General features: G+C 65.5%; 25 protein-coding genes. 9 read left to right on the plus strand and 16 right to left on the minus strand.

The window, feature by feature from the left end:
* Window positions 1-105 precede the first annotated feature (105 nt).
* From F8197_RS19625 to F8197_RS29360, 4 genes are all read left to right on the plus strand, one after another.
* Window positions 106-489: a BlaI/MecI/CopY family transcriptional regulator gene (locus tag F8197_RS19625; RefSeq protein WP_152883251.1), complete on the plus strand. Its 384-nt coding sequence runs from the start codon at window positions 106-108 to the stop codon at window positions 487-489.
* The gene (locus F8197_RS19630) at window positions 486-2,381 is read left to right on the plus strand and encodes a M56 family metallopeptidase (RefSeq protein ID WP_152883252.1); all 1,896 of its coding nucleotides are present in this window, start codon (window positions 486-488) and stop codon (window positions 2,379-2,381) included. Before F8197_RS19625 ends, F8197_RS19630 begins: the two co-directional genes overlap by 4 nt.
* A complete protein-coding gene (locus F8197_RS19635; protein ID WP_152883253.1) occupies window positions 2,381-4,447 on the plus strand; it encodes a TonB-dependent receptor in 2,067 nt (688 codons plus the stop codon). Before F8197_RS19630 ends, F8197_RS19635 begins: the two co-directional genes overlap by 1 nt.
* Window positions 4,448-4,548: 101 nt before the next feature.
* Window positions 4,549-5,196 carry a type II toxin-antitoxin system RelE/ParE family toxin gene (locus F8197_RS29360; protein ID WP_152883254.1) on the plus strand — a complete coding sequence of 216 codons (648 nt, stop codon included), beginning with the start codon at window positions 4,549-4,551 and terminating at the stop codon, window positions 5,194-5,196.
* A gap of 15 nt (window positions 5,197-5,211) precedes the next feature.
* On the opposite strand, the gene F8197_RS19645 is transcribed toward F8197_RS29360, so the two are convergent.
* The 4 genes from F8197_RS19645 to F8197_RS19660 form a co-directional block, all read right to left on the minus strand.
* Window positions 5,212-6,003 (minus strand): hypothetical protein, encoded by a 792-nt coding sequence (locus F8197_RS19645; RefSeq protein WP_152883255.1) that lies wholly within the window; start codon window positions 6,001-6,003, stop codon window positions 5,212-5,214.
* Between the two features lie 71 nt (window positions 6,004-6,074).
* Window positions 6,075-6,860 (minus strand): hypothetical protein, encoded by a 786-nt coding sequence (locus tag F8197_RS19650; protein WP_152883256.1) that lies wholly within the window; start codon window positions 6,858-6,860, stop codon window positions 6,075-6,077.
* 99 nt (window positions 6,861-6,959) lie between these two features.
* Window positions 6,960-7,952 (minus strand): alpha/beta fold hydrolase, encoded by a 993-nt coding sequence (locus tag F8197_RS19655; RefSeq protein ID WP_152883257.1) that lies wholly within the window; start codon window positions 7,950-7,952, stop codon window positions 6,960-6,962.
* Window positions 7,953-8,136: 184 nt separating this feature from the next.
* Window positions 8,137-9,129 carry an alpha/beta fold hydrolase gene (locus F8197_RS19660; protein WP_373996915.1) on the minus strand — a complete coding sequence of 331 codons (993 nt, stop codon included), beginning with the start codon at window positions 9,127-9,129 and terminating at the stop codon, window positions 8,137-8,139.
* A 158-nt stretch (window positions 9,130-9,287) separates the two neighbouring features.
* On the opposite strand from F8197_RS19660, the gene F8197_RS19665 reads away from it, so the two are divergent.
* The 3 genes from F8197_RS19665 (at window position 9,288) to F8197_RS19675 (ending at window position 11,320) form a co-directional block, all read left to right on the plus strand.
* Window positions 9,288-10,181, plus strand: coding sequence for a LysR family transcriptional regulator (locus F8197_RS19665; RefSeq protein ID WP_152883259.1), 894 nt, complete (start codon window positions 9,288-9,290; stop codon window positions 10,179-10,181).
* Window positions 10,182-10,313: 132 nt separating this feature from the next.
* Window positions 10,314-10,520, plus strand: a complete 207-nt coding sequence (locus tag F8197_RS19670) for a hypothetical protein (protein ID WP_056142317.1) — start codon at window positions 10,314-10,316, stop codon at window positions 10,518-10,520.
* Window positions 10,521-10,549: 29 nt separating this feature from the next.
* Window positions 10,550-11,320, plus strand: coding sequence for a GIN domain-containing protein (locus F8197_RS19675; protein ID WP_152883627.1), 771 nt, complete (start codon window positions 10,550-10,552; stop codon window positions 11,318-11,320).
* 102 nt (window positions 11,321-11,422) lie between these two features.
* Here F8197_RS19675 and F8197_RS19680 read toward each other — a convergent pair whose 3' ends face one another.
* The 11 genes from F8197_RS19680 to F8197_RS19730 form a co-directional block, all read right to left on the minus strand.
* Window positions 11,423-12,262 (minus strand): LytR C-terminal domain-containing protein, encoded by an 840-nt coding sequence (locus F8197_RS19680; RefSeq protein WP_152883260.1) that lies wholly within the window; start codon window positions 12,260-12,262, stop codon window positions 11,423-11,425.
* Window positions 12,263-12,275: 13 nt separating this feature from the next.
* Window positions 12,276-13,208, minus strand: a complete 933-nt coding sequence (locus F8197_RS19685; protein WP_152883261.1) for a type II secretion system F family protein — start codon at window positions 13,206-13,208, stop codon at window positions 12,276-12,278.
* A gap of 14 nt (window positions 13,209-13,222) precedes the next feature.
* Window positions 13,223-14,209: a type II secretion system F family protein gene (locus F8197_RS19690; RefSeq protein WP_152883262.1), complete on the minus strand. Its 987-nt coding sequence runs from the start codon at window positions 14,207-14,209 to the stop codon at window positions 13,223-13,225.
* Window positions 14,210-14,212: 3 nt separating this feature from the next.
* The gene (locus F8197_RS19695) at window positions 14,213-15,604 is read right to left on the minus strand and encodes a CpaF family protein (RefSeq protein ID WP_152883263.1); all 1,392 of its coding nucleotides are present in this window, start codon (window positions 15,602-15,604) and stop codon (window positions 14,213-14,215) included.
* 9 nt (window positions 15,605-15,613) lie between these two features.
* Entirely contained in the window at window positions 15,614-16,786 is a 1,173-nt protein-coding gene (locus tag F8197_RS19700) for a CpaE family protein (RefSeq protein ID WP_152883264.1), read from the minus strand.
* Between the two features lie 9 nt (window positions 16,787-16,795).
* Window positions 16,796-17,065 carry a hypothetical protein gene (locus F8197_RS19705; RefSeq protein ID WP_019923908.1) on the minus strand — a complete coding sequence of 90 codons (270 nt, stop codon included), beginning with the start codon at window positions 17,063-17,065 and terminating at the stop codon, window positions 16,796-16,798.
* Window positions 17,066-17,080: 15 nt separating this feature from the next.
* Window positions 17,081-18,520, minus strand: a complete 1,440-nt coding sequence (locus F8197_RS19710; RefSeq protein ID WP_152883265.1) for a type II and III secretion system protein family protein — start codon at window positions 18,518-18,520, stop codon at window positions 17,081-17,083.
* A 7-nt stretch (window positions 18,521-18,527) separates the two neighbouring features.
* Window positions 18,528-19,373 (minus strand): Flp pilus assembly protein CpaB, encoded by an 846-nt coding sequence (cpaB, locus tag F8197_RS19715; protein ID WP_152883266.1) that lies wholly within the window; start codon window positions 19,371-19,373, stop codon window positions 18,528-18,530.
* On the minus strand, window positions 19,370-20,776 hold the full coding sequence (locus tag F8197_RS19720) for an ATP-binding protein (protein ID WP_152883267.1): 1,407 nt from the start codon (window positions 20,774-20,776) through the stop codon (window positions 19,370-19,372). Before F8197_RS19720 ends, cpaB begins: the two co-directional genes overlap by 4 nt.
* A 114-nt stretch (window positions 20,777-20,890) precedes the next feature.
* Window positions 20,891-21,445, minus strand: coding sequence for a prepilin peptidase (locus F8197_RS19725; RefSeq protein ID WP_152883268.1), 555 nt, complete (start codon window positions 21,443-21,445; stop codon window positions 20,891-20,893).
* Window positions 21,446-21,505: 60 nt separating this feature from the next.
* Entirely contained in the window at window positions 21,506-21,691 is a 186-nt protein-coding gene (locus tag F8197_RS19730; protein ID WP_040378099.1) for a Flp family type IVb pilin, read from the minus strand.
* Window positions 21,692-21,976: 285 nt separating this feature from the next.
* On the opposite strand from F8197_RS19730, the gene F8197_RS19735 reads away from it, so the two are divergent.
* Window positions 21,977-23,020, plus strand: coding sequence for a GGDEF domain-containing protein (locus F8197_RS19735; protein WP_193333484.1), 1,044 nt, complete (start codon window positions 21,977-21,979; stop codon window positions 23,018-23,020).
* On the opposite strand, the gene F8197_RS19740 is transcribed toward F8197_RS19735, so the two are convergent.
* Window positions 23,017-24,234, minus strand: coding sequence for an HD-GYP domain-containing protein (locus tag F8197_RS19740; protein WP_152883269.1), 1,218 nt, complete (start codon window positions 24,232-24,234; stop codon window positions 23,017-23,019). The two genes, F8197_RS19735 and F8197_RS19740, sit on opposite strands and share 4 nt — an antisense overlap.
* A gap of 145 nt (window positions 24,235-24,379) precedes the next feature.
* On the opposite strand from F8197_RS19740, the gene F8197_RS19745 reads away from it, so the two are divergent.
* Window positions 24,380-25,315: a LysR substrate-binding domain-containing protein gene (locus F8197_RS19745; protein ID WP_152883270.1), complete on the plus strand. Its 936-nt coding sequence runs from the start codon at window positions 24,380-24,382 to the stop codon at window positions 25,313-25,315.
* Window positions 25,316-25,444: the final 129 nt, after the last annotated feature.

The following is a 25,444-nucleotide window of genomic DNA, read 5'->3' on the forward strand; positions in this document are numbered from 1 at the left end:
GCAGATCAGTGCTGGTTCACGCCTCACTCTCACAAAATCACGCAACGCTTGACGCGATGTGACATATGTCACATCATTGCCATACCCGTCACAAGAAAGCTTGCCATGTCCATCCCCTCCATCACCGAACTGACTCTGCTCAAAGCCCTGTGGCGCCACCAGCCGCTGAGCGCACGCGAACTGCATGAGCGTGTCGAGGAAGAACTGGGCTGGTCGTACTCGTCCACCCGCAAGACGCTCGAGCGCATGCTGGAAAAGCGCATGGTCGCGCAGCAAATAAGCCATGGCGTGCAGGTCTATGAAGCGGTGCTGGAAAAAGTCGATACGCTGGCCGCGTTCGCCCGCGACTTCGGCAAGCGCGTGATGGAAATCGATACGCCGTTGCCGGTGATGATGTTCACCGGCAGCAAGCTGGTGGACGAGCAGGAACTCGATCAGCTCGAACAACTGCTGCAACACTGGCCCGATGATGCGGACGGCGCGCCATGATGCCGATCGATCTCGATATCGTCCTGGCGCGCCTGCTGCTGGCCGCCGCCGGCTCATTGGCGGCCGGCGGCGCGGTGTGGGCAGTGGCCGTGTTGTGCCGGCGCACTCTGCCGGCGCTGGCGCAACAGCGCTCACTGTGGCTGTGCGGGCAGGTGGCGGTGGCTGCGGTGTTCTTGGCAATGCTGTGGCCGCCCGCCGAAAGCTTGCGCGTGATGCCGATCATCGAGATCGTCGAACCGGCAGCAGCGCCGATGACTGCCGCGCCGGCATCTCCCGAAACCCATGCTGCGGTGGCGGCTACGCCCGCGCCAGGCCTGGGGCTGACATCCAGCGCTACCGGCAGGCCGCTGTCAGCCTGGGTGCGCGATGCCGGGCGCGCGTGGCTGGTGTTGTATCTGCTGGGCCTGATACACGCGCTGTGGCGCTGGCAGCGCGCCCAGCGTTTGCTTGATGCGCTGGCTGCCAGTGGTCGTGCGCTGGCGGCGTCGGAACATGCCGGCTTTGCGCAGCACATGACGGCGCAGGCGTCGCCGCTGGCCGTGGTCGAAGTGGATGTGCCGATGTCGCCGATGCTGCTGGGCTTGTTCCGGCCGCGCCTGCTGCTGCCGCGCCATTTACGGGGTTTCGATACGCTCCAGCAGCAGCTGATCGTCGAGCACGAATTGACGCACTGGCGCCGCCGCGACCTGCATTGGAGCGCTGCGGCGCTCTTGCTGCAAAGCCTGTTCTGGTTCAATCCCTTCATGCGGCTGCTGGGTGCACGCCTGGGCTGGGCGCAGGAATTCGGCTGCGATCGCGATGTGCTGCGCGGGCGGCCAGCAGCCGAACGCAAGGCATATGCGGCGGCGCTGGTGGCGCAACTCAAGCTCCAGTACCGCCCGGCCGGCATGGCGCTGGCCTTCGGCGCCAGCGATGCCAATGGTGGCCACGCCCCCACGCTGGCCGCCCGCATCGGCCTGATCCGTACACCCGCCACGGCGCGTGGCGCCTGGTCGCGCTGGGTGGCGCTGGGCAGCCTGGCGGCGGTGGCCATCGCCAACTTCGCGCTGCAACCGGCGCTGGCCTGGCAGGCGGCCGAGCCCGCCATCGAACCGGTGCGCTTGCTGGCGCGCCACAGCCCGGATATCGCCGCCGCACAGCCCATCGCGACGGCGTCGGCAACGCTCGACTGCACCATGATGGTCGATGCCGCCAGCGGTGCGGCGCTGGTGCGCGAGGGTACCTGCGACGCCAGCGTCACGCCCGCTTCGACGTTCAAGATCGCCATCAGCCTGATGGGCTTTGACAGCGGCGTGCTGCGCGACGACCATGCACCGTACCTGCCGTACAAGGCCAGCTATGCGTCGCCCAATCCGTCCTGGCGTCATGGCACCGATCCGGCCGGCTGGCTGCGTGAATCGATCGTCTGGTACTCGCAGCAAGTGACCAAGCGCCTTGGTCCGGCCAGCGTGCGCGGCTATGTGCAAGCCTTCGACTACGGCAATCGCAACCTGGCCAGCGTCGCCGGCGTGGACGATGCCATCGCGGTCTCCGAACTGTCCCCCACGTTGCGCATTACCCCGCTACAGCAGACCGAGTTCCTGCGCAAGGTGGTCAACCGCGAACTGGCGGTGTCGCAGCAGGCGTATGACGTGACCGCGCGCCTGCTCAAGGTCGACGCGGCGCCGAACGGCTGGGAAGTCCACGGCAAGACCGGCACCGCACCCGTGCGGCTGGCGAACGGCCGCGCGGACCGGGACAACAATATCGGCTGGTTTGTCGGCTGGACCGTCAAGGACGGTCGCAAGCTCGTGTTCGCCCGGCTGATGCAGCATCCGGTCACATCGGAGAGCTATGCCGGACTGAAGACGCGCGAAGCATTCCTGGGCGAACTGGCGCAACGCTCGCTCTGATGAACCCCTCAGTGCTGGCGTGGCTGGGCGTGGCAGCGCTGCCGCTGTTTGCCTCTGCGCAGGATGATGGCACGCCGAGCGTGACCATCACCGCCAACAAGGACGCCGTTGTCCGCAAGGTGGACAAGACCGTGGTGGACGTCTCCACCATGGCCAGGGCGCAGAACGGCACGGCGCAGGATGTGTTGCAATCAACGCCGGAATTGTCGGTCGCCGCCGACGGCACGATCTCGGTCAGGGGCAATGCCAACGTCACGGTGCTGGTCGATGGCAAGCCCAGCGCGATGCTGGCTGGTGACGAGCGGGCCGTGGCGCTGCAAACCATGAGCGGCGCCGACATCGCCAGCGTGGAGGTGATCACCAATCCGTCGGCCGCCTATCACGCCAATGGCGGCGCCATCGTCAATCTCGTCCTGAAACGCCAGCGCCAGCCTGGTGCGCACGCGCAGTGGCGCGCCAGCGCGGCCGACCAGGGGCTGTGGAATGCCGGCGCCTCGGGCGATGTCACCACCGGCAAACTCAGCGTGAACGGCAGTCTGGCTTACCGGCGCGACGGCACGCAAAAGTTCCGCCAGTCCACCGTTGACTGGAACAACCCGCAAGACGGCGCAACCGGGCAGACCAAGCAGACATCGTCGGTGTTCGTGCGCCGCATCGTGCACAGCGCCGGCCTGGGCATAGCCTACGCGCTCAGCGCTACCGACAGCCTGAGCCTGTCCGCTCACCACAACCAGCGCCGTTCGCGGCCGTGGTTCGACGTACTCAACGAGAACACCACCGGTGCCGCACAAACGATTTTTCACCGCATCTCCACCGGTCCCAACCAGCAGGCCGACCACGACGCCAGCCTCGCCTATACCCGCCAGGGAACAGGCTCGGTGCTCAAGGCAGTGCTGGCGCGTAGCAGCACGCGCAGCCTGGTCGATAAATCGTACAGCGATGTGTACCTGGAACCGCTGCGCGCCAGCAGCGACAGTCGCGGCGCCACCGGGGCGGCGCGCCGGCTCAACCAGGCCACGCTGGACTGGACCCGAATATCGGCACTTGGCCAGTGGGGCATGGGTGTCGATGTGCAGGACGAAATCAACGAACTCGCCAATTATCAAGCCGTGGTCGACCGCGCGGCAGGCACCGAAACGCCCGACCCCGCCACCACCAACGGCTACGCGGTAGCGACCACGCTCACGGCCGCCTATCTTACCGACAAGATCAAGCGCGGCCGGTGGGAAGTGCTGCTCGGTGGCCGCCTCGAGCACATGGCGCTGCGCATCACGCCGGCACAAGCTTCACGACAAACCGGGCGCTGGCACGCCTTCAATCCCAGCCTGCACGGCATCTACGCGCTGAGCGACAAGATCGACCTCACGCTCGGTTACCGCCGCAGCTTGCAACGGCCCGATCCGCGCGACCTTAATCCGTTTTCCACGTACATCGATGCCCAAAACCTCAGTCGCGGCAATCCGGGGCTGCAACCGCAACGGCTGACCTCATGGGAACTGGGCGCCAATCTCCAGGCCGGCCGGGTAAGCGCCAGCATGAGCACGTTCTACCGAGTCAGCCGCGACACGGTCATCGACGCCCGCAGTTTCAGCGCCAACAACGTGCTGGTCACGTCGCGCCTGAACGGCGGCCGAGCCCGCTCCACCGGCGTGAGCGGCTCGCTCGACTGGACACCATCCCCCGCGTGGCGCCTGGGACTGGACGGCGGCGCCTATGCCGTGCTGCTCGAGTCGCCCGATTTGTACGACCACGTCCGTCAGCATGACGTGGCCGGCTACCTGAAACTGCGCGCCGGCTACCACGCGGGACAAGACGACCTGTCGCTCGACGCCCAGTGGCAGTCGGCCGGCATCACACCGCTGGGCGGTTATGGCGCTACCAGCAGCGTCAACGCGACCTGGAAGCGCGAACTGACCGGCACGCTGAGCCTGACCGTCAATGCCAACGATATGTTCGACGGCAGCCGGCGCCGCTATCGCACCGAAGCGAGCACCTTGCGCCAGCGCGGCGCCGATCATTTCGTGGCGCGGAGGTGGTATGTTGGGTTGGTGAAAAAGTTCGGGTGATTTCGGTTCAATTTCCAGTTGGTATCCTGCGTCTCACCTTTTAGTCCCTCTGTATCGTATCCACGAACGTCAACTTGATCTTGGTTCGTATATATACGAAAATGAACTACGATATCCAATACTATTTGAATTCGAATGCGGTGAATGTTGCTGGGAAATGGCTGCGTTCGCTGCGCGACCCTATCGCTAAAGCCAAGATTACAAAGCGGATTTCGCGTTTTGAGCACGGTAACTTTGGCGACCACAAGCCTTGTCGGGAAGGGGTCTGGGAAATGCGCGTTGATGAAGGGCCTGGGTATCGCGTCTACTATGCATTTTCAGGTAGGCAAATAATTCTGCTGTTATGCGGCGGTGATAAAACAACGCAAGACGCCGATATCAACACGGCAGTTTCATACGGGAAGATTGGAAAGAAAGGCAACAAGATGACCACAAAAAACCGTAGTAGCCAGCCACACGATGAAGTCGTCGCCGACATGCTGCAAGCGGATCCTGCATTCCGGGCTGCCTTGATTAACGAGGTGATGAATGATGGCGAGTACGGCGATATGCTGATCCTGTTGCGTCAGCTTACCCTCGCCGAGGGCGGGATGAAAATCATCGCACAGCGAACCGGCTTGAACGAAACTGCTTTGTACCGTTTGATGTCGGCAGAAGGCAATCCCAGCCTGAAGAATTTTTCGAAAGTACTCAGCGCGCTGAACCTGCAGCTTGCTGTCACGGCCAAGCACGGGGGTGTTGCTGCCTGAATTAGCTTTACTCGACTAAGGCACCACCACCTTTCCATACTGCCGCACCAACTCCGCCAGCCTGCGTGTGGAATTGTCGCTCCACCACGTCCAGACCGCCTCCACTTGCTCGCGGTGCTGCTGGTGGTAAGCGGTGCTGGCCGACAGCCAGGCGGTCGAGGTGCGCAGCGGGATCGGCAGGCGGGCCAGGTTGGCGCCCTGGCGTGCGGTCACCGCCGCATCGGCGGCATCGGGGTTGGAGACGGCGATGGTAAAGCCGTCCACGCGGCGCAACATCAGCTTTTCCATATTGCTGGAGGCGTCGGCCGAACCATCGTCAACCTTGTAGCCATCGGCGCGCAGCTGGTCACCCAGCGACGAGGACTGGTTCGAGGCCAGAATACGGTTGCGGAAATAATCGCCTGGAACAGTACTTGCCGGCAGGCCATCAACAGCGCGGACGTACACCACGGCAGTCAGGCGCATGCCGCGCCGCGTGTCGGGCAGGCCGGCGGCGGTGCGCGGCAGGGCCGAATACGGTGTTTCGTTATCGCGCAAATCGACCAGGGCGAAATCGATGCTGCCGTTGGTGAGCGCAAGCTTGATGCGGGCTGGCGGCAGGCGCACCAGCGCGGGCGTGCAACCGGTGGCGTGCACCGCCTGCCGCAGCAGTTCGGCGCCGGCCCCCGGTACGTCCGGTATGGCGGGGCCGTTGCCGAGGTAATACGGCGGCCGGTCACGGTCGGGATACGCCACGCGCACCACGCAATCGCTGGCGCACACTTGGCCGCACAATGCCAACAAGGCGGCTGATGCCAGGACTTTCATACTCACACTCCAATTGAAGGGGGCGAGTATAAAGGCAGGTGCAGAGAATGGCAAAACTGTAGGCAGGCGCGCTACCTCGACGGCGGAGGCTGCCTGAGCAGCTCGCCGAGCCGGCGCGCCGCGTTATTGCCCCACCAGTTCCACAGTTGCTCCATCTGTTCGCGATGGGCCTGGTGATACGTGCTGTTCGACGACAGCCACAGCGTGGAAGCACGGATGGGCGTGGCCAGACGGACCACGCGGTTGCCGTAGCGCTCTGCGACCGAACGGTCGAGCGCATCGGCATTGGCCAGCGACATGGCAAAGCCGTCCACGCGCCGGAAGATCAGTTTATCGAGGTTGTTGAAGGAGTCGCCGGTACCGCTATCGACAGTGTAGCCCTCGTCGCGCAGTTGCTCGCCCAGTGGCGAGCCCTGGTTGGTGGCCAGCTTACGCTGTCTGAAATAGACGCGCGGATTGGTAGCGGCAGCGATGCGGTCGTCGGTGCGCACATACACCACGGCCGCCACGCGGATGCCGCGCTGCGTGTCGGGCATGCCGCCAGCGGTCAGCGGCAAGGCCGAATAGCGCTGTTCGCCGTCGCGCAGATCGACCGGCGCCAGGTCCACGCTGCCATCGATAAGCGCGTAGCGCAAGCGCGCGGTCGGCAGCCGCACCAGTTGCGCGGTGCACCCGACGCTGCGCACCGCTTCCCGCAACAGTTCCACACCTGGGCCGGCCGGCTCGGGCACCACCGCGCCATTGCCTATGTAGTACGGCAAACGCTCGCGGTCCGGATAAGCCACCCGCATCACGCAATCGCGCGCGGCCACCTGGTCGCACAGCAGCAAGGTCATGACGAGCGTCAGCATTTTCATATCGCAGCTCCGGTTGGTTGTCGGTAGTGTAACGGCAAACGGCGGGCGGCGATTGCTCGCTGCCGGCCGTGGCGTGCTACCCGATCATGCGATCAGCTGTTACGACTTGGCAAAAGCCAGGAAGTCGGCATTGAATTTTTCCTTGTGCGTATCGGTCAGGCCGTGCGGCGCGCCCGGGTACACGATCAGCTTGGAACCCTTGATCAGCGCGGCCGAGGCTTTGCCGGCGGCGTCGATCGGCACGATCTGGTCGTCGTCGCCGTGGATTACCAGGGTCGGCTTGTCGAATTTCTTCAGGTCGTCGCGGAAGTCGGTTTCCGAGAATGCCTTGATCGAGTCATAGGTATTCTTGTGGCCGGCCTGCATGCCTTGGGCGTACCACGAGTTGATCAGGCCTTGCGACGGTTTGGCGCCGGCACGGTTGAAGCCGTAAAACGGGCCCGATGCCAGGTCCAGGTACAGCTGCGCCCGGTTAGCAACCGACGCGGCGCGGATGCCGTCGAACACTTCGATCGGCAGGCCGCCAGGGTTGGTGGCGGTTTTGAGCATCAGCGGTGGTACGGCCGAAATCAAGCCGAGCTTGGCAACGCGCTTGGTACCGTGGCGGCCGACGTAACGGGCCACTTCGCCGCCGCCGGTGGAAAAGCCGGCCAGGATGATGTTTTTCAGGTCCAGCGTCTCGATCAGTTGCGCCAGGTCGTCGGCATAGTGATCCATGTCGTTGCCGTCCCATGGCTGGCTCGAACGGCCGTGGCCGCGACGGTCATGGGTAATCACGCGGAAGCCGTTATTGGCCAGGTGGAAAGCGGCCGACTCCCAGCTGTCGGCGTTCAGCGGCCAGCCGTGGCTGAGCACGACCGGTTGGCCGGTGCGCGGACCCCAGTCCTTGTAATAAATCTCGACGCCGTCGCGGGTGGTGATGGTGCTGACGGTGTGGGCGACCGGACCGGCGTTTTTTACGGAGGCAGCTTCGGCGCTGCCAGCCATGGCGGTGAGTGGGATGGCCACGGCGGCAGCGGCGGCACCAACGCTGTTGAACAAGGCCGAACGACGGGAAAGGCTGACTTCCTGGGTTTGATGAACGTTGCTCATGATCTGCTCCTGAAATTTAATAGTAAACGATTTGGTAGTGCGCTATGTTTTCCCTTGCTACAGTCACAAGTGCGGCGCCGATGTGTGCAATATATATTGCGCGCTATTTGATAGCAAGCTATTTTATTAAAATATTTCGCCGTGAACCCGGGACGCTGGCGAGCCTCCCGGGTTCATCGAGCCCTTACGACTTGGCAAAGGCCAGGAAGTCGGCGTTGAATTTTTCCTTGTGCGTATCGGTCAGGCCGTGCGGCGCGCCCGGATACACGATCAGCTTGGAACCCTTGATCAGCGCGGCCGAGGCCTTGCCGGCGGCGTCGATCGGCACGATCTGGTCGTCGTCGCCGTGGATTACCAGGGTCGGCTTGTCGAATTTCTTCAGGTCGTCGCGGAAGTCGGTTTCCGAGAATGCCTTGATCGAGTCATAGGTATTCTTGTGGCCGGCCTGCATGCCTTGGGCGTACCACGAGTTGATCAGGCCTTGCGACGGCTTGGCGCCGGCACGGTTGAAACCGTAGAACGGGCCCGACGCCAGGTCCAGGTACAGCTGCGCCCGGTTAGCAACCGACGCGGCGCGGATGCCGTCGAACACCTCGATCGGCAGACCGCCCGGGTTGGTGGCGGTTTTGAGCATCAGCGGTGGTACGGCCGAAATCAAGCCGAGCTTGGCGACGCGCTTGGTACCGTGGCGGCCGACGTAACGGGCCACTTCGCCGCCGCCGGTGGAAAAGCCGGCCAGGATGATGTTTTTCAAATCCAGCGTCTCGATCAGTTGCGCCAGGTCGTCGGCGTAATGGTCCATGTCGTTGCCGTCCCATGGCTGGCTCGAACGACCGTGGCCGCGACGGTCATGGGTAATCACGCGGAAGCCGTTATTGGCCAGGTGGAAAGCGGCCGACTCCCAGCTGTCGGCGTTCAGCGGCCAGCCGTGGCTGAGCACGACCGGTTGGCCGGTGCGCGGACCCCAGTCCTTGTAATAAATCTCGACGCCGTCGCGGGTGGTGATGGTGCTGACAGTGTGGGCAACAGGACCGGCGTTTTTCACGGAGGCAGCTTCGGCGCTGCCAGCAGCCATGGCGGTCAGCGGAATAGCCGCGGCAGCAGCGGCGGCACCGACACTGTTGAAGAAGGCGCTGCGGCGGGCGAGGTTGATGTTGGCGTTGTTCATGATCTTCATCCTTTTAGTCGATTTTTTGTGGGTGACCGCTGTGCTAGAGTCTCTGGCCGGCGGCGTTGCGATGGAGTGAATCTTAGGCCTGCCGCCGGTTTTGTGGAACAGACAAGCCTGCAAGGTCACTTTGCAAGAATGCAGCCCCTTCTCCCCTGGAACCCAAGATGCCGACGAGCACCGACTTCGACTGGAACGACATTCCCCTGATTCTTGCCCTGTCCCGCAGCGGCAATATGAGCGCGGCCGGCCGGCAGTTGGGCGTCGATGCCTCCACCATCAGCCGCCGCATCGCTGCCGCCGAAAAATCCTTGCAGCTGCGCCTGTTTATCCGCGACAACACCGGCTACCGCCTGACCGATGCCGGCCAGGTGTTCGTGCGTCACGCCGACGGCGTGTTCGGCAATGTGCAAAGCATGTTGCAAGCGGCCAACCAGGAGGCGGACGCCACCGCCGGCCCTGTCAACATCACCTCGATCGACTTCCTGTTCGACTACTGGCTGCTCGACCATGTGCCGGCGCTGCACGCAGCCCATCCGCACATCGCGCTGACCTTGCAGGCCGAAAACCAGAACCTGTCGTTCACGCGACGCGAAGCCGACTTTGCGCTGCGCCTCGGCAAGCCGGGCGACGATGCGGCGCTGGTAATGCGCAAACTCGGTGACCTCGGCTTTGCCGTCTATGGCCACCCGCGTTTTGCCGGCATTGCCCGCGACGCCTGGGGCGAACAGCCGTGGATCGCCTACGACGACGCGCTGGCCGCCACCGGCGAAATGCAGTGGCTGGCGACGCTGTCGCCGGCGCCGCGCCGGGTGCTCAAGGTCAATAGCCTGAGCACGATGGTGCGCGGTTGCCGCGCCGGCGTCGGCCTGGCGCTGCTGCCTTGCATCATGGGCGAGCAGGAAGGCTTGCTGCGCCTGGGAGAACAAGTGGAAGTGCTGCGCGACATCTGGCTGCTCAGCCACCGCGATGCCGGTTCGATCGCCCGCTTCAAAACGGTATCCGCCTGGATCACCACGCTGTATGCCGGCAGCCAAAACCGCCTGTGCGGTGCGGCATAGCACCGCTTACGCCCCCTTTATCCGCAGCCTGCCCCCCGTTTTTTGCACTTCGTCACATCCCGGTGGATGTCCCGAGGGCCCTTGTCTATAGTTCACTCATCGCAACGAACTAACCACCCCAAGGAGCTCAAAATGAACATCGCAAAAAACATGGAAGCCATCTTCATCGCCACCGCCATCATCGCTGGCGCCACCTCGCTGGCCACCGCCAGCACCCCTGCCCCACGCATCTTCATCGCCGCCGACGCCGTGACGACGCAGGCTGCGAAAGCAGCGCCGATGCAGGTGGTGACCATCACCGCCAAGCGCTTGACCGCTGCTGAAAAAGCCGCACTGTAATCCCCTAGCTGACCACGACGGAGCGCATGATGAAAACCACCCTGAAGGCCGCCATGCTGGCTGCGGTTCTGTGCAGCGGCACCCCTGCCGCGCTGGCCGCGGAGCTGACCAGCGAGAGCCGCAGCGTCGATGCGCGCACTGTCAATCTCAACCTCGATGGCGTCATCAGCGTCAAGGTCAAACAAGGGCCGGTGGCATCGCTGACCTTGTACGGCAAGCCGGAAGCATTGAAGAAGGTGACGGTACTGCAAAGCGGCGACCAGCTGCGCATCGACACCGGCAAGACAAGTAACAGCATCAGCTTTGGCAACAAGCAGGACCTGCGCGCGGAACTGACGTTACCGAACCTGCGCGAAGTAATCTCGGGGGGCGTGGGCGCCACCGAAGTGAACGGCTTTAGCGGCGACACGCTGCGCCTCACGCTGCAAGGCGCGGGAGCGGTGAAGGTCAACGCACAATATCGCAACGTCGATGTCCACCTGGGCGGGATAGGCGGCATGACCGTCAACGCCGGCAACAGCGACAACGTCGACTTGCATCTGAACGGTGCTGGCCGCATAGAGATGATCGGCCAGACCAAGCAACTGAACGCCTCCCTCGGTGGCGTGGGCAGCCTCGATGCGCAGCAGCTGCGGGCGGAATCGGTCGATGTGCAACTGACGGGACTGGGCAGCGCCAGCGTGTATGCCAGGACTCGCGCCAACCTGAGCTTGAGCGGACTCGGCTCGGCCACCGTCTACGGCAAGCCGGCCAACCGCCAGTCCAGTGCACAGGGGCTGGGCAGCGTGAGCTGGCAGTAAAGAATGCGCCGGCAGGGACGATCCCGGGCCGGCAGCAGCAGGTAAACACATGGGTGTGTTTTTTTCGCCGTCCGGGGGATGATCTCCATCCGGACGGTTTTTTTATTTCGGCCGGCCGCTGTCGTGGCCCAGCACGATGCGCAGGTCGCGCGGCGCCGTATCGCGGCGCACCTTGAGCGGTATGTCCAGCTGGTGTGACAGTGCCTCGGCCAGCGCGCGCTGCGCATGCGGGTATTCGATGCGGGTGCGCGGCACGGTGAACGGCCGGGAGTTGGTGAGGCGCATCGTGGTCAAGCCATCGAGGTCCAGCGTGCGCGCCACCCGCGCCAGGCTGGCAGCCGCGCCGGTGACGCCGTTGCCGTTGCTGATTTCCAGCCGTACCGGGTCTGGCGGCGCTGCGGACGATGCTGTTGCTGGCGTTGCCGTTGCCGTTGCTGCTACTACTGCTACCGCCGGCGACGATGCCACGGCCGGCGCCACGCGTGCAGCCAAAGCCGGCGCCTCTACGCGTACCACCTGCACCATCGCTGCGCCGATCTGCCGCACCTGCGTGCGCGGCATATCCGGGTAAGCGTCGGCGGCGGCCTGCACGGAAGCCGGCAGCGCAGCCGGTACGGTGGTGCCGGCAGCAGCGCCGGCCAGCAAGGCATAATCGCGCCGCGCATCGTGGGCACTGAGCGTGGCGGCCTGCTGGTAGAAGCGGGTGGCGCGTTCGCGCTGGCCGTCCGCTTCCAGCGCGGTGGCCAGGCGCGCCCAGTTGGCCGCATTCATGGGATCGAGCAGGCAGGCGCGTTCCAGCGTCGTGATCACATCCTGTGTGGCGTCCTGCTGCGTCGGCGTCGGCGTTGCCACACTGGCGGCGGGCAGGCCGCCGCAGGCTGCCAGCAGCAAGCCGGCCAGCGCAGCAGCGGCAGTTGCCGTGGCGATCGGGTTGGTCTTCATCGTGCACTCCTTTTCATTGACCCGGGGGTACCATCGAACGGTAGATCGAAATGCCGGCTGGCCCGATCAGCACCAGCATCAGCGTGGGAAAAATGCAGAAGATCAGCGGGAACAGCAGCTTGAGCGCGATCTTGGCGGCCGCCTCCTCGGCCTGCACGCTGCGCTTGCTGCGCAGGTTGTCGGAGTGGACCCGCAGCGAATCGCCCATGCTGGTGCCGAAGCGTTCGGACTGGATCAGCATGGCCACCAGCGTATCGACGTCCTCCACGCCGCTGCGCAAGGCCAGGTTGCGCAGCGCCTTTTCCTTGGAAAAACCCGCGCGCATTTCCATCAGCACCAGTTGCAGCTCCTGCGCCAGCGTCACGCTCTTGATGTGGATTTCACCGGCCACCTTGGCCAGCGCGCGCTCCAGGCTCAGGCCCGCCTCCACGCACACGGTGAGCAGGTCCAGCGCGTCGGGAAAGGTCTCGAAGATTTCGCGGCAACGGCGCGTGGCCCGGCGCGCCAGCACCAGGTTGGGCAGGTAATAGCCGATGCTCGCGGCGATCAGCAGCAGCGCCATGTGCCCTTGCTGCGGCGCGCGGCCGCTGAACGCCGCCACCAGCAGCGTTGCCAGCGCGGGCAGCGCCAGCGCCAGCACGGTCTTGGCGGCGAAGTACAGCGACGGCGCCGAGGCGCTGCGCCAGCCGGCATTCATGAAGCGGGTGCGCAGCGGCGAGCGTTCCCACCCCTCCTCCGGCACCGACAGGCGCGAGAACGGCTGCGCCGCGTGCGCCACCTTTTCCACCCAGCCCTGCTGCAGCGTGTCCACTTGCGTTTCGGGGGCGACCACGCCCCCCAGGCGCTCGCGCACCTGCACCGGCGCGAACAAGCGCACGCCCATGAACACCAGGCCTGCCACCACCAGGAAAACCAGCGCCAGGAAGATCAAATGCTGTGCATCCATGCCATGCTCCCTCATCAGATGCGGATGCGTATCAGTTTTCGCATCCATAACACGCCGCCGACCGCGATCGCCCCCGCGTACCACATCAGGGAGACGCCGATCGGATCGGTCCACAGCACGCTGATGTATTCCGGGTTCGTCAGCGACATCAGGAACATCACCACCAGCGGCAGCACGCCCAGGATCCACGCCGACATGCGCCCTTCGGCCGACATCACCCGCACTTGCGCCAGCAGTTTCAGGCGGGCGCGGATCAGACGGCTGATGTTGCCGAGTGCCTCGGCCAGGTTGCCGCCCGATTCGCGCTGGATCAGCACCGCGATGACCAGGTAGCGCAGGTCGGTGAGCGGCACGCGGTGGGCCAGGTTGTGCAACGCCTCGCTCATCGACACGCCGTAGTTGATCTCCTCGTAGGCGGTGCGAAATTCGCCGGCGATCGGCTCGGGCAATTCGTCGGCCACCATTTGCATGACGTTGGCGAACGAGTGGCCGGCGCGCAGCGCGCGGCCGAAAAAATCGGCGGCCTCCGGCAGTTGCTGTTCCAGCCTGGCCAGCCGTTCGCGGCGCGTGCGCAGCAGCACCATCCACGGCAGCGCCAGGGCCAGGCCCAGCGCCAGCAACGCGCCCACGCCCGGCAGGCCCACGATCCGGGGCGTCAACAGGCCGGCTACGCCCAGCAGCAGCATCGTGCCGAGAAACTGCGCCACCGACCAGCGCACCCCGGCCTGCAGCAACAGGCAGTCGAGCGCGGCCAGCCGGCACCAGGGGCCGATGCGGCGCAGCAGGCGTTCGATCGCCGGGCGGCGGCTCCAGGTGCGGCGCTTGACGATGTCCACCCGCTCGGCGCCGCCCGGCCCGCGTTCTGCCATCAGGCGCAGGCGCCGCGAGATGCGGCGCGCGCCGCCACCATGTGCCGCCGACCACCACAGCCACGCCCCTTCTACCAGCAGGATCACGGCAGCGAACAGCAGCACCGCAAACGCGGAAAAGACGGCGTCCATGAGCTACTCGAACACCCGGTCGGGATCGAACACCGACTCGGACACCGGCACGCCGAACATGCGCAGGCGGTCGGCAAACCGGGGCCGTACGCCGGTGGCGGAAAACGTGCCCTGCACGCGGCCGTTGGCATCGACCCCGCGCTGCTCGAAGCGGAAGATCTCGTGCATGGCAATCACGTCGCCTTCCATGCCGGTTACCTCCTGCAGGCTGACCAGCTTGCGGGTGCCGTCGGTCAGGCGCGAGACCTGCATCACCACCGTGACGGCCGAGCAGATCTGCTGGCGCGTGGCGCGCGGGGTCAGGTTCACCCCGGCCATGCCCACCATGTTCTCCAGCCGCGACAGCGCATCGCGCGGGGTGTTGGAGTGCACCGTGGCCAGCGAGCCTTCGTGGCCGGTGTTCATCGCCTGCAGCATGTCGAGCGCCTCCGGCCCGCGCACCTCGCCCAGGATGATGCGGTCGGGCCGCATGCGCAGCGCGTTGCGCACCAGCGAGCGCTGATTGACTTCGCCCTTGCCCTCGATATTGGGCGGCCGGGTTTCCAGCCGCACCACGTGCGGCTGGCGCATTTGCAGCTCGGCCGCATCCTCGATGGTGACGATGCGCTCGGCGGCGGGAATAAAACCCGAGAGCACGTTGAGCAGCGTGGTCTTGCCGCTGCCGGTGCCGCCCGAGATCAGGATGTTGACCTTGGCGTGGCCCAGCGCCTGCAGCACCTCCACCATCGGCGGCGTCAGGCTGCGGTTGGCCAGCAGGTTATCGATGGTGAGCGGGTTGACGGCAAAGCGGCGGATCGACAGGATCGGGCCGTCGATCGCCAGCGGCGGAATGATGGCGTTCACGCGCGAGCCGTCGGGCAGGCGCGCGTCCACCATCGGGCTCGATTCATCGACGCGCCGGCCCACCCGCGAGACGATCTTCTCGATGATCTTCATCAGGTGGGCATTGTCGTTGAAGGTGACGTCGGTCAGCTCCAGGCGGCCGGCGCGCTCCACGTACACCATGGCGGCGGTGTTGACCAGGATGTCGGAGACGCCGGGATCGGCCAGCAGCGGTTCGAGCGGGCCGAAGCCGAGCATCTCGTGCTGGATGTCGAGCACCAGGCTATGGCGCTCGTGCTGATTGAGCACGATGCGCTCTTCTTCGATGATGCGCTGGACCAGCAGCGCCAGCTCGTGCTTGAACTGCTCGGGCGTAAGCCGTTGCAGGCGCTCGAGGTCGATGCGCTCCATGATCATGTGGTGCATGCTTTTTTTCAGATCCTGGTAGGCGGCGGCAGCCAGCGAGGGCGTGCCGGGCGCACCGCCGATGCCAATCGTGCCACCCGTGCCAGCCATGCCGGGCACGCCGTGGCGGCCATCGCCGGCTACCGCCAGGCGTTCACGCAAGCTCATATCGTTCTCCTAGTCGTTGTCGTTGCGGCCGAACAGGCGGTCGAACAGGCCCCGGCTTTCCGCCACGCGGCGCGCCGTCACCAGCTCCACCATGTCGGCCAGGCTGCGCGCCACCGCGCTGCTGCGCGACAGTTGCAGCACCGGGATGCCCTGGTTGACCGAATCGGTGGCCGACAGGTAATCGTTGGGCACCGTGTGCATCACTTCCGCGCCCAGCGCCTGCTCCAGGTCCACCAGGCGCAGCTTGCCGCCCTTTTCGTAGCGGTTGACGATCAGGCGCATGCGCTCTCCCGGATAGCCGAGCGAACGGAAGATGTCGAGCAGGCGGCGGCCATCGCGGATGTCGGGCAGCGCCAGTTGCAGCACCGGGAAAATCGAATCGGCCTGGTCGAGCGCGCGCAGCGAGATGGCGTCGATCTGGCGGCCCACGTCGAGCACGATGTAGTCGTAGTGCTGGCGCGCCACGCGCAGGATGGTGTCCATGTGCTCGGGCTTCATCTCCACCAGGTGCTGCGGGTCGTCGGCCGCCGCCAGCACGCCGAAGTTGGACGCCACGTGCACCAGGCACGAATCGAGAAACGCGCCGTCCATGCGGCCGATCTGGCCGCAGATGTCGGACAGCGTCATGGCCGGTTTCTGGTCCGAGACGTACAGCGTGGCGTCGCCGAACTGGCCGTGCAAATCGATCAGCAGCACTTTTTTATCGGCCAGCGCGGCCAGCGCATAACCGAAATTGGTGGACAAGAAGGTGGCGCCGCTGCCGCCCTTGCAGGAGATAAAAGCCAGCACGCGGCCGTCGCGCATGCGACTGACGCCGGCGGCCACCTCGATGCGGTCCATCGCCTCGTGGAAGGCGCGGTGCACCAGCGGCAGCTGCAGCACCTCGCGCATGCCGGCGCGCATGGCGCGAATCAGGAGGTCGTGCTGCGGCGCGCGCGTGAGCAGCATGAACGACGCCGCCGGGTACTGCTTCGACAGCCGCTCCACCAGTTCGCCCTCGGCCGGCTCGACGTCGCTGGCGTCGAAAATCACCAGGTCCGGCGCTTCCGGCAACTGGCGCTCGATGGCGTCGCGCAGGCCGTGGCGCGTGGCCACCAGTTGCACCGCCGGCAGGCGCGCCGATCCCTGCGCCGCCACTTCGGCGTGCAGCAGGCTGTCATTGCTGATCATCAGTGCTCTCATGGGATTTCCTTATTTGGCGTCGATGACGAAGGTGGGCTGCGCCGGCGGGTCGCTGAACGATTTTTGATAGCGCACATAACCCTGCTGTGCAGCCTTGCCGTCGATGCCGGCCACGGGATCGGGATTGCGGCCGGCGTTGGCATCGAGTACCTGCTGCGCCAGCGCCAGGCGGGCGATGGCGCCGAAGTGGGTGTCCCAGTACGGGGTGGTGGGCGCGGGAGAAAAAACCGCGCAACCGGCCAGCGTGCATGCCGCCAGCATCACGAAAAGAAGTCGCATAGAGGTTCCTGAAGTTTATCGAGGTGGTGCGCCTTCCAGCTTGCCGCCCAAAAACAGCTCGGTGCGGGTGGGTGCGGTCACGCTGTCGGTCGGCAGCTGGTAATCGACCGGCAGTGGCCGCACCAGGCGCGGGGTGACCACGAACAGCAGTTCGGTGCGGTCGTGCTGGAAATCGGTGCTGCGAAACAGCGCTCCCAGGATCGGCAATTCACCGAGGATCGGCAGGCCGTTGATGTTGGTGGTGCGGTTGTTCTTGATCAGGCCACCGATGGCGAAGCTCTGGCCGTCCTGCAGCTCCACCGTGGTGGCGGCGCGCCGGGTGGTGATCAACGGCAGGATCGCGGCGCCGGTAAAGCCGGAGGCCGAGATGCCCACGCCCTCGCGCGACAGTTCCGATACTTCCGGCGCCACCCGCAGGTTGATGCGCCCGCCCGCCAGCACGGTGGGCGTGAAGCGCACGCCCACGCCAAACTCCTTCTCTTCCAGCGTGACCTTGTTGTTATCGTGCGCCACCGGGATCAGGATCTTGCCGCCGGCAAGAAAACTGCCTTCCTGGCCGCTGATCGCCATCACCGTCGGTTCGGCCAGGATGCGCACCAGGCCTTCCTGTTTTTCCGCCTGGACCCCGAAGCGGTCGCCGGTGGCGCGGCCCACAGCCAGGCCGCCGCGCAGGGTGCCACTGAGGAAGTTCGACGCCAGCACGCTGGCCCAGCTGCCACCGCCCACGCCGAGCGCGACGCCGCTTTCGAGCTTGTCGAGCAGGGTCTTCGATACTTCGGCGATTTTCACTTCCAGCATCACCTGCTGCGGCGCACCGACGTTGAGGAAGTTGATCACCCGGGCCTGCGCGGCGCCGGTGCCCGCTCCCGCGCCGGCACCAGTGGTGGGATTGGTGGGAGTTGCGCCCTCCTTCTCGCCCCCGGCGGACAAGGCGCGCGCTGGCCGCCGCACGAAGGCCTGGGCCAGTTCCAGCGCGCGCCCGGCCGCCTGGGTGTCGCTGGCGGTGCCGCTCAATACCAGCGTGTCGCCGGCGCCGGTGACGACGATGTGTTTTTGCTCCGGCATCAACGCCGCCAGCGAGGCCTGCAAGGCGCCGGGATCGATGCCCACCACCACCTCGACCACGTTGCAGACGCCGCTCCTGCCCTGCACGATCATGTTGCTGGTGCCGATGTCGATACCGGCCACGTACAACGTGTCCGGCGCCACCAGCATCGCCTCGAGCACGGCCGGGTTGCCCACGCTGCGCGCGGCCACCGCTTCGGGCATGCGCATCAACGTCGATTTGCCCAGTTGCAGAGCCAGGTGGCCGGGCGCGGCGGCCTGGCCGGCGCAGCGCAGGCTCGTGTTGGCGCGATCGGGCTGCGCAAACGCGGTGGCCGGCACGGCCAGGACCGCCGCCAGGACCAGTTGCCAGGCACTGGCGCGAAGAGAGAATGATGACCGGATCATCATGGCGTCCTCACAGGCATTCCTGCTTGCGTTGTACACCGGCGATCACGCCCACGCAGTGGCGCGCCGGTCCGGCGGCAGCCAGCCGGGCGCGCGGCGCGGCTGGCGCGGTGGCCCCGCCGGTCGGCGCAGGCGCAGCTACTGCAACAACCGCCGGCGCCGCCATCCCCAGCAGCGAGGCCTTGGTGGCGCCGTCAGTGGTGCCGGGGCGCGGATCGACCTGGTTGCGCAGCACCAGCGACAGCGTGCCCACGCTGCGCGCCAGGTCGAGGTTTTCGGCCTGGCCGGGCGTCACTTCCAGCGTGACGGCGTTGACCACGCGCGGCTTGGTTTCGTCGCGCCCCACTTCCTGCGCCACGGCCAACACCAGTATCCGTTCGAGCACGATCTTGGAAATCGCATTGTCGCCACCGCGCGCCGACTGCGTGTTGACCAGGATATCGACAAAATTGCCCGGCAGCGCGAAGCCGGCCACGCCCACCACGTCGTTGACGCGCACGGTGATGGCGCGGTTGCCCTCGGTGATCAGCGCGGAAAGGCCGCCGACGGTGCCGGCCGGCGCCAGCTTCGCTTCGCTGAGCGGCTCGTCGCGCAGCACGCTCGATTTGAGCACCCGCCCCGCCAGCTTGGCCGGATCGCGCAGCGCGCCGTGCGGCAGGTTGTCGGCCGGCCAGTCGAGCGTCTTCATCATCTCGGGCGTCAGGCGCTGGCCCAGGCTGATGTCGGTGGCGGCCACCACGATGCGGTTGGCGGCGGTGGGGGCCTGGCCCAGCAGCCAGCGCGAGGCCAGCGCCACCGCCGCCAGCCCGAACACGACGGCCAGCGCCATCATCCACAGTGCGCGGCGGTTTTTCATACGATGTGCTGGGCCAGTTGGTCGATCAGTGGCGCCAGGTCGCTGGCGGACGGCGCGGGTACCGACATTGAGCCGGCGAACATGCTGGTCCAGGCCTGGTCCAGCGCGCCGATGGTGAGCCGGGGCGGCGCGCCATTGAAGCCGGCAAAATCGACAATGCGGCCCACGATCTCGTGCGGATACGCGGCCAGCAGCGGCAGGCCGCTGCCCGCGTGCAGCTCATCGACCAGGTAGCGCAGCGCGGCCTCGTCGTACAGCACGCCGGCGGCCAGGCACTGCTGGCGGAACAGCGCGCGATATGCCGCCTCCCCCAGCGCTCCCACCGGAATCTTGTAGCCCACGCGGCGCAGCGCTGCCGCGTCGAGCAGCGCTTCCGGCGCCAGGCTGGTGGCAAACACCAGCCGCATGCGGCATGGCGCCTCGAAGTGGTAGCCGCCGGCCAGCGACAACTGGCTGCGGCGCAGCTCCTGGGCCTGGGTGAAACGGTTGAGCAGCTCGGTGGCGGCCATGCGCTGACGCCCCAGGTCGTCGACGATCAGGAGGCCGTTGTTGGCCTTGAGCTGCGGCGCGGCGCGGTAGCAGCCGTTGGGCGTGTCCGCCTGCAGGTCGAGCATGTCGGCGGTGACATCGGCGTCGAGCGCCACCACCGGCCGCTGGCACAGCACCCAGCGCGCATCGACGCCGCGCCGATCGGCCGCCACGCGGCTGTGGCGCGCATTGGGCCCGTGCGGCGGCAGGTGCACTTGCGGATCATGGACCTGCACCACGTCCTGCCCCACCAGCAGCGCATGCGGCACCGTGATCACGCCTTGTTGCAGCGCCCCCAGCTTGCGCGCCAGCGTGGACTTGCCGCTGCCCGACGGCCCGTACAACAGCATGGTGCGGCCGGCGTACATGGCCGCGCCCAGCATTTGCAGCACGCCGGGCGCCAGCAACTGGTCGGCCAGTTCGACGCCGAGCTCGCCGGGGTCCAGCATCGACACCGGCAGCGACTGCCGCTCGACCATGGCGCGGTAAGCTTCCAGCGTGACAGGCGCCGGGCCGGCGTAGCGGCAGCGCTCCATCCAGCCGCCCGCGCGCTGCTTGCCGCCCGCCGTCAGCTGGTACTGGATATCGATATCGGATTCGCCGCGCCACGCCACTTCGGCCACGTGCTCGGCCACCATGAAGTCGAGCGCCTCGCGCAGCACCGTGATCGGCAGGTGCAGCCGGGTAGTCAGCACCGGCAGATGGGTCTTGCCGGCCAGGTACAAGGCCTTGGCCACCAGCTCCACCACGAACTGCTGCGGCAGGCCGGTGTCGCGCAGCGAACGCGGTGGCGGCGGCAGCACGCTGGCCGCTTCGGTGTCGGCCAGGTGGGCGGTGGCAGGGGCAGAATAAGGTAAGGAATCGAGGCTGAGCATGACTGTTCTCCGCGCTGCTGTAGGGACGACTGAAAATATTTCACTGAGGAATCGAGTCTAGCGAGGCTTGCCTGGCGGATATTGACCGGCAGCAAGAAGGCGCCAACGGGTGGCCTAACGATGCGGCCACGCCACAACCGCTGCCGTGGCCAGCGCGATTGCCACGCCGTACGGCATGCCGCCCACGCTGGCAATCGCCTCGCGCGGCAGCGGCGCCAATGGCAGGCCCGCCAGGCGCCCCAGCCACGGCTGCACCAGGCGCCACAGGTTGCGGCCCAGCCGGCGCGCGGTGGCCAGACCATCGCCCTGGCGCCAGCCGTGCCACAGCAGCGTGGCCAGCGCCAGCGGTGCGCCAAACAGATAGGTCAGCAGCGCCACGTGCAGCGCCGCCTGCGGGCCGAGGAACGCGCCCACCATGGCCATCAGCTTGACGTCGCCGGCGGCCATGCCGCGCAACAGGTACAGCGGCAGCAACAGGAAAAAACCGGCCAGCAGGCCGGTGAACCAGTGGGTGAGCGCGGTCAGCCAGGGGTTAGCCAGCCACTGCAACACCAGCGCGAGCGCCAGGCCGCCGAGCACGAGGACATTGGGAATTTTGCGCAGCGCCAGGTCGGTCACTGCTGCCTGCGCGACCAGCCAGAGCACGAGGATGTCGATGGCGGTCCACATGGGCACGCTCCGAAAATAAAAAGGCTTTCCAGCCCGGACTGCGACTGGAAAGCCAAGCCGTCAAGCGTTATGAGCGGCGATCTCATCCGAGATCTTTTCGAAAGCGTCTTTCAACGCCGGCGAGAGGAACGAGAACGCCGCAATGACCGCAGCGACCATAGTGGCGGCAATCAGGCCATACTCGATGGCGGTGATGCCCTCCTCGTCGGATGCAAACACTTTTGCTGCTGCAAGAAGCGATGTCATGATGAACTCCCGTAAAGGTGGAAAGGATGACCCTGGCGCGGTAGCAGCACGGCGGCGGTGGTTTGCCGTCGCTGCGCCATTGCAATCAACTATACGGAGCGGGCTTTTGGGAGAGTTGACTTGAGACAAGTTTTCCATGTGGAACTATTTTTCAAGCGCAAGGAACCACACGATTGTGCTGGTATAGTTTTTTTTCGCACACATGAATTGCCTAGATTGCAAAAAGCTATTATCCTGCTTAGCTTGCCCATTTGCGCAGGACAGCATTTTTCTCCAGAGAAGAAAATGGATTCCCTACTGAAACACATGGTGGACATGACCGGCCACCGCGATCATACGATGCTCGACATCTCCGTGATCTCGGCGGTGCAGGAACTCGCCAATGCCAGCTGTACCCGGGTACTGACTCTTGCCGTTGTGCGCGGCAAGATGTTCGTACGCCCGCGCGCGCAGATTGTCGCCGGCGAGGCGGCCACCATGGTCGGGATGTCGGACCTCCAGCAACCGGGCGAGCCGATCGAACACTACCCGGCGCTGGCGGCTTGCCTGGCCCGCCACGACGCCAGCGCGGAAGTGACCAACGACAGCGGCGGCCACACGCTGTGGCTGCCGATCTGGCTCGGCGACAAGGCCGACACCTGCCTCGAAATCGTCAATCCCACGCCCTACACCAGCGCCACCATCCAGGTGATCGGCGGCGTGGTCAGCGTGTACCGCAATTTCCAGAACCTGCTCGACTACAGCGAACGCGATTCGCTCACCGGCCTGCTCAACCGCAAAACCTTCGATGACCAGCTGGCCAAGATGCTCGCTGCCAGCGCCGACCAGGAGTCGCTGACCCTGCCCGGCGAACTGGAACGGCGCCAGCACGGCGAGGAAGAGCGGCAATGGCTGGCGGTGGTCGATGTCGACCATTTCAAGCACGTCAACGACCGCTTCGGCCACCTGTACGGCGACGAAGTGCTGATCCTGATCGCCAACCTGCTCAATACGTCTTTCCGCGCGCAGGACCGGGTGTTCCGTTTCGGCGGCGAAGAGTTCGTGGTGCTGCTGCGCGGCACCACCCAGGACAATGCCTGGAAAATCATCGAACGCTTCCGCCAGAACGTGGCGTCGCACGATTTTCCGCAGGTGGGCAAGGTGACGGTGAGCGTGGGCTTTGTCAGCATCACCGCGTTCGAGCCGCCGGTGATCGTGCTGGGCCGCGCCGACCAGGCGCTGTACTACGCCAAGAGCCACGGCCGCAACCTGGTGTGCCACTACGACGAGCTGCTCAGCGAGGGACTGCTGCAGAGCACCGAATCGAACGACACGGCGGAATTCTTCTAGGCCAGGGTTAAAAACCGCATCGGGTCCACATTCCACTTGGCGGCCGATTCATGGCCGACGATCTTGTCGGCGCCGCCAAAACCGAGACCGCGCGACAGATCGACCGTTTCCGGCTTGATGTACACGTTCTGCTTGGTATTGAAAAACACGTTGACCTTGGGCGCCAGCAGGTTCGTCTCGTGCGGCTCGATCACCACGCCCAGGCGGCCCGATTCCAGCATCACCATGGTCCCCACCGGATAAATACCGATGCAGCGCATGAATTCCTGCGCGTACTGCGGGTTGAAATGGTGTTTGCTCCACTCGTAAATCTTGCGCAGCGCAGCAGCCGCCGGCATGGCCTTGTGGTAGCAGCGGTCCGACGTCAGGGCGTCGTACACATCGACAATCGCCGCCATTTGCGCCATGTCGCTGATCTGGCGTTCGGCCAGGCGGTTCGGATAGCCGCTGCCGTCGCGCCGCTCGTGGTGGTGCAAGGTAATGTCGAGCGGAATCGGGCCGATCTCGGGCGACTGCCGCAGCAGGTCGTAGCCGTCCTGCGGATGGCGGCGGATGATCTCGTATTCCTCGTCGGTGAGCGGCCCCGGCTTGTTGAGGATGGCGTCCGGCACCAGCGCCTTGCCGGTGTCGTGCAGCAGCCCGCCCAGGCCGGCCTGGTGGGTGGTCTCGGCATCAAGATTGCGCGAACGGCAAAAGGCCACCAGCAAGGTGCACACGCTGACCGAATGCAGGAAGGTGTAGTCGTCGGCGTTCTTGATGCGCAGCAAGCCGGTGAGCGCGCCGGGATTGCGCAGGATCGATTCGGTAATGGTTTGCACCACCGGCGCCACCTGGTCGAGCTCGATAGCCTTGCCGAGGCGCGCGTCCTGCATCACCGAGCGCACCAGGGTCGAGGCCTGGTGGCGGATGTGCGCCGCGCGCCGCATTTCCTCGCCCAGCGCCACCCGCGTGACCACCGGCGACTTGGCGATCAGATCGATAATTTCGCGCTCGGTGGCTGCCTGCGCCTCGGCCAGCGTGGGCGCCTCCACGTCCAGGCCCTTGTCACTGTCGATCACCACGTCGTGGATGCCGGCGTTGATGATCTTGCGGATCTCGGCATCGCTGGTGATCAGGAACCGGTTGCGCACGAACGGGTGGGCCATCCAGTCGCAACTGAGGTCCTGGATGAACATGCCCACCTTGAGCTGCGACGCGTCGACTTTCTTGAACATACGGGCACCCGTTATCAAGGCTGGAAGAAATGCGGAAAACCTGAATCGAGTATAACAAATAGTTTCTCGTCAGGATCATCAGGAGCCGGTGCTACACTGTGCGGCACGATCCTTTCACCGCGCTTGTCGGACTACTGCAACAAACATGGAACTGCGCCAACTTCGCTATTTTGTTGCTATCGTCGATCACGGCTCGCTGTCGCGCGCGGCGCTGGCACTGCACGTGGCGCAGCCGGCACTGACCCAGCAACTGCGCCAGCTCGAAGAAGAACTGGGCGTGCAACTGCTGCACCGCTCCGCTCAGGGCATGCTCAGCAACGATGCCGGCAAAATTTTCTACGAACACGCGCAGGCGATACTCAAGCAGGTGGCCGACGCCCGCTCGGCCGTAGTGCAATCGGCCGAGCGTCCCAGCGGCAGCGTTACCCTGGGGCTGCCGCATAGCATTTCCGGCGCGCTGGCCTTGCCGCTGCTCACCGCTGCGCGCGCCCGCTATCCCGAAATCACGCTGCAACTGACCGAGGAGCTGACCGGCAACCTCAACGAGCAACTGCGCTCGGGCCGGGTCAACCTGGCGGTGCTGTTCGACGACGGCCAGCTGGGCCAGTTCGCCACCACGCCGCTGGTCGAGGAAGAGCTGCGCTTCATCTGCCGTGCCGACGCCCCGTACGCCTTGGGCCAGCGCGCGCTCACCTTGCGCGAAGCGGTGGCCACGCCGTTGATCCTGCCCGGCTTGCAGCACGGCGTGCGGCCGCGCATCGAAAGCGTACTGCGCAGCGCCGGCCTGGCGCTGTCGTCGGTGATCGAAATCAATTCGATTGCGATTTTAAAATCGGCGCTGCTGGCCGATCTGGGCGCGACCATTTTGCCGTCGGCGCCGGTGTTGGATGAATTACAGCGCGGCACCTTGCGCGCGCAGGCGATCGGCGAGCCGGCGATCGCGCGCACGGTGGTGCTGTGCGCGTCGAAAAACATTCCGCTGACCAATGCTGCGCAGGCAGTAGGTGCGCTGGTGCGCAGCGTGTGCGGCGAGCTGTGCGCCAACGGCGCCTGGCCCGGCGCCGCCGTGATCGACGGCTGAGCACCAGTCACGAACCGCCAGCCCAAGATCCGTCATTCCCGCGCAGCAGCACCGCGCCCACCCCATCACTTTTCCTTATACCCCCATCCGCAAACGGTATTTCCACGCCGGAGCCAACGCGCCCATACT

This window comes from Duganella sp. FT27W (genome assembly GCF_009295655.1).
In the GTDB taxonomy this organism is placed as follows: domain Bacteria; phylum Pseudomonadota; class Gammaproteobacteria; order Burkholderiales; family Burkholderiaceae_D; genus Rugamonas; species Rugamonas zoogloeoides.

What these genes read in the sequence shown, in the direction of transcription:
- F8197_RS19680 (WP_152883260.1), bottom strand. Translation starts at nt 12,262, where the DNA reads ATGAAGACCAACCCGATCGCCACGGCAACTGCCGCTGCTGCGCTGGCC.
- F8197_RS19630 (WP_152883252.1), top strand. Translation starts at nt 486, where the DNA reads ATGATGCCGATCGATCTCGATATCGTCCTGGCGCGCCTGCTGCTGGCC.
- F8197_RS19635 (WP_152883253.1), top strand. Translation starts at nt 2,381, where the DNA reads ATGAACCCCTCAGTGCTGGCGTGGCTGGGCGTGGCAGCGCTGCCGCTG.
- F8197_RS19695 (WP_152883263.1), bottom strand. Translation starts at nt 15,604, where the DNA reads ATGAGCTTGCGTGAACGCCTGGCGGTAGCCGGCGATGGCCGCCACGGC.
- F8197_RS19725 (WP_152883268.1), bottom strand. Translation starts at nt 21,445, where the DNA reads ATGTGGACCGCCATCGACATCCTCGTGCTCTGGCTGGTCGCGCAGGCA.
- F8197_RS19660 (WP_373996915.1), bottom strand. Translation starts at nt 9,129, where the DNA reads ATGAAGATCATGAACAACGCCAACATCAACCTCGCCCGCCGCAGCGCC.
- F8197_RS19675 (WP_152883627.1), top strand. Translation starts at nt 10,550, where the DNA reads ATGAAAACCACCCTGAAGGCCGCCATGCTGGCTGCGGTTCTGTGCAGC.
- F8197_RS19690 (WP_152883262.1), bottom strand. Translation starts at nt 14,209, where the DNA reads ATGGACGCCGTCTTTTCCGCGTTTGCGGTGCTGCTGTTCGCTGCCGTG.
- F8197_RS19665 (WP_152883259.1), top strand. Translation starts at nt 9,288, where the DNA reads ATGCCGACGAGCACCGACTTCGACTGGAACGACATTCCCCTGATTCTT.
- F8197_RS19625 (WP_152883251.1), top strand. Translation starts at nt 106, where the DNA reads ATGTCCATCCCCTCCATCACCGAACTGACTCTGCTCAAAGCCCTGTGG.
- F8197_RS19650 (WP_152883256.1), bottom strand. Translation starts at nt 6,860, where the DNA reads ATGAAAATGCTGACGCTCGTCATGACCTTGCTGCTGTGCGACCAGGTG.
- F8197_RS19655 (WP_152883257.1), bottom strand. Translation starts at nt 7,952, where the DNA reads ATGAGCAACGTTCATCAAACCCAGGAAGTCAGCCTTTCCCGTCGTTCG.
- F8197_RS19710 (WP_152883265.1), bottom strand. Translation starts at nt 18,520, where the DNA reads ATGATGATCCGGTCATCATTCTCTCTTCGCGCCAGTGCCTGGCAACTG.
- F8197_RS19720 (WP_152883267.1), bottom strand. Translation starts at nt 20,776, where the DNA reads ATGCTCAGCCTCGATTCCTTACCTTATTCTGCCCCTGCCACCGCCCAC.
- cpaB (WP_152883266.1), bottom strand. Translation starts at nt 19,373, where the DNA reads ATGAAAAACCGCCGCGCACTGTGGATGATGGCGCTGGCCGTCGTGTTC.
- F8197_RS19735 (WP_193333484.1), top strand. Translation starts at nt 21,977, where the DNA reads ATGGATTCCCTACTGAAACACATGGTGGACATGACCGGCCACCGCGAT.
- F8197_RS19700 (WP_152883264.1), bottom strand. Translation starts at nt 16,786, where the DNA reads ATGAGAGCACTGATGATCAGCAATGACAGCCTGCTGCACGCCGAAGTG.
- F8197_RS19740 (WP_152883269.1), bottom strand. Translation starts at nt 24,234, where the DNA reads ATGTTCAAGAAAGTCGACGCGTCGCAGCTCAAGGTGGGCATGTTCATC.
- F8197_RS19730 (WP_040378099.1), bottom strand. Translation starts at nt 21,691, where the DNA reads ATGACATCGCTTCTTGCAGCAGCAAAAGTGTTTGCATCCGACGAGGAG.
- F8197_RS19670 (WP_056142317.1), top strand. Translation starts at nt 10,314, where the DNA reads ATGAACATCGCAAAAAACATGGAAGCCATCTTCATCGCCACCGCCATC.
- F8197_RS19705 (WP_019923908.1), bottom strand. Translation starts at nt 17,065, where the DNA reads ATGCGACTTCTTTTCGTGATGCTGGCGGCATGCACGCTGGCCGGTTGC.
- F8197_RS19745 (WP_152883270.1), top strand. Translation starts at nt 24,380, where the DNA reads ATGGAACTGCGCCAACTTCGCTATTTTGTTGCTATCGTCGATCACGGC.
- F8197_RS19645 (WP_152883255.1), bottom strand. Translation starts at nt 6,003, where the DNA reads ATGAAAGTCCTGGCATCAGCCGCCTTGTTGGCATTGTGCGGCCAAGTG.
- F8197_RS29360 (WP_152883254.1), top strand. Translation starts at nt 4,549, where the DNA reads ATGAACTACGATATCCAATACTATTTGAATTCGAATGCGGTGAATGTT.
- F8197_RS19685 (WP_152883261.1), bottom strand. Translation starts at nt 13,208, where the DNA reads ATGGATGCACAGCATTTGATCTTCCTGGCGCTGGTTTTCCTGGTGGTG.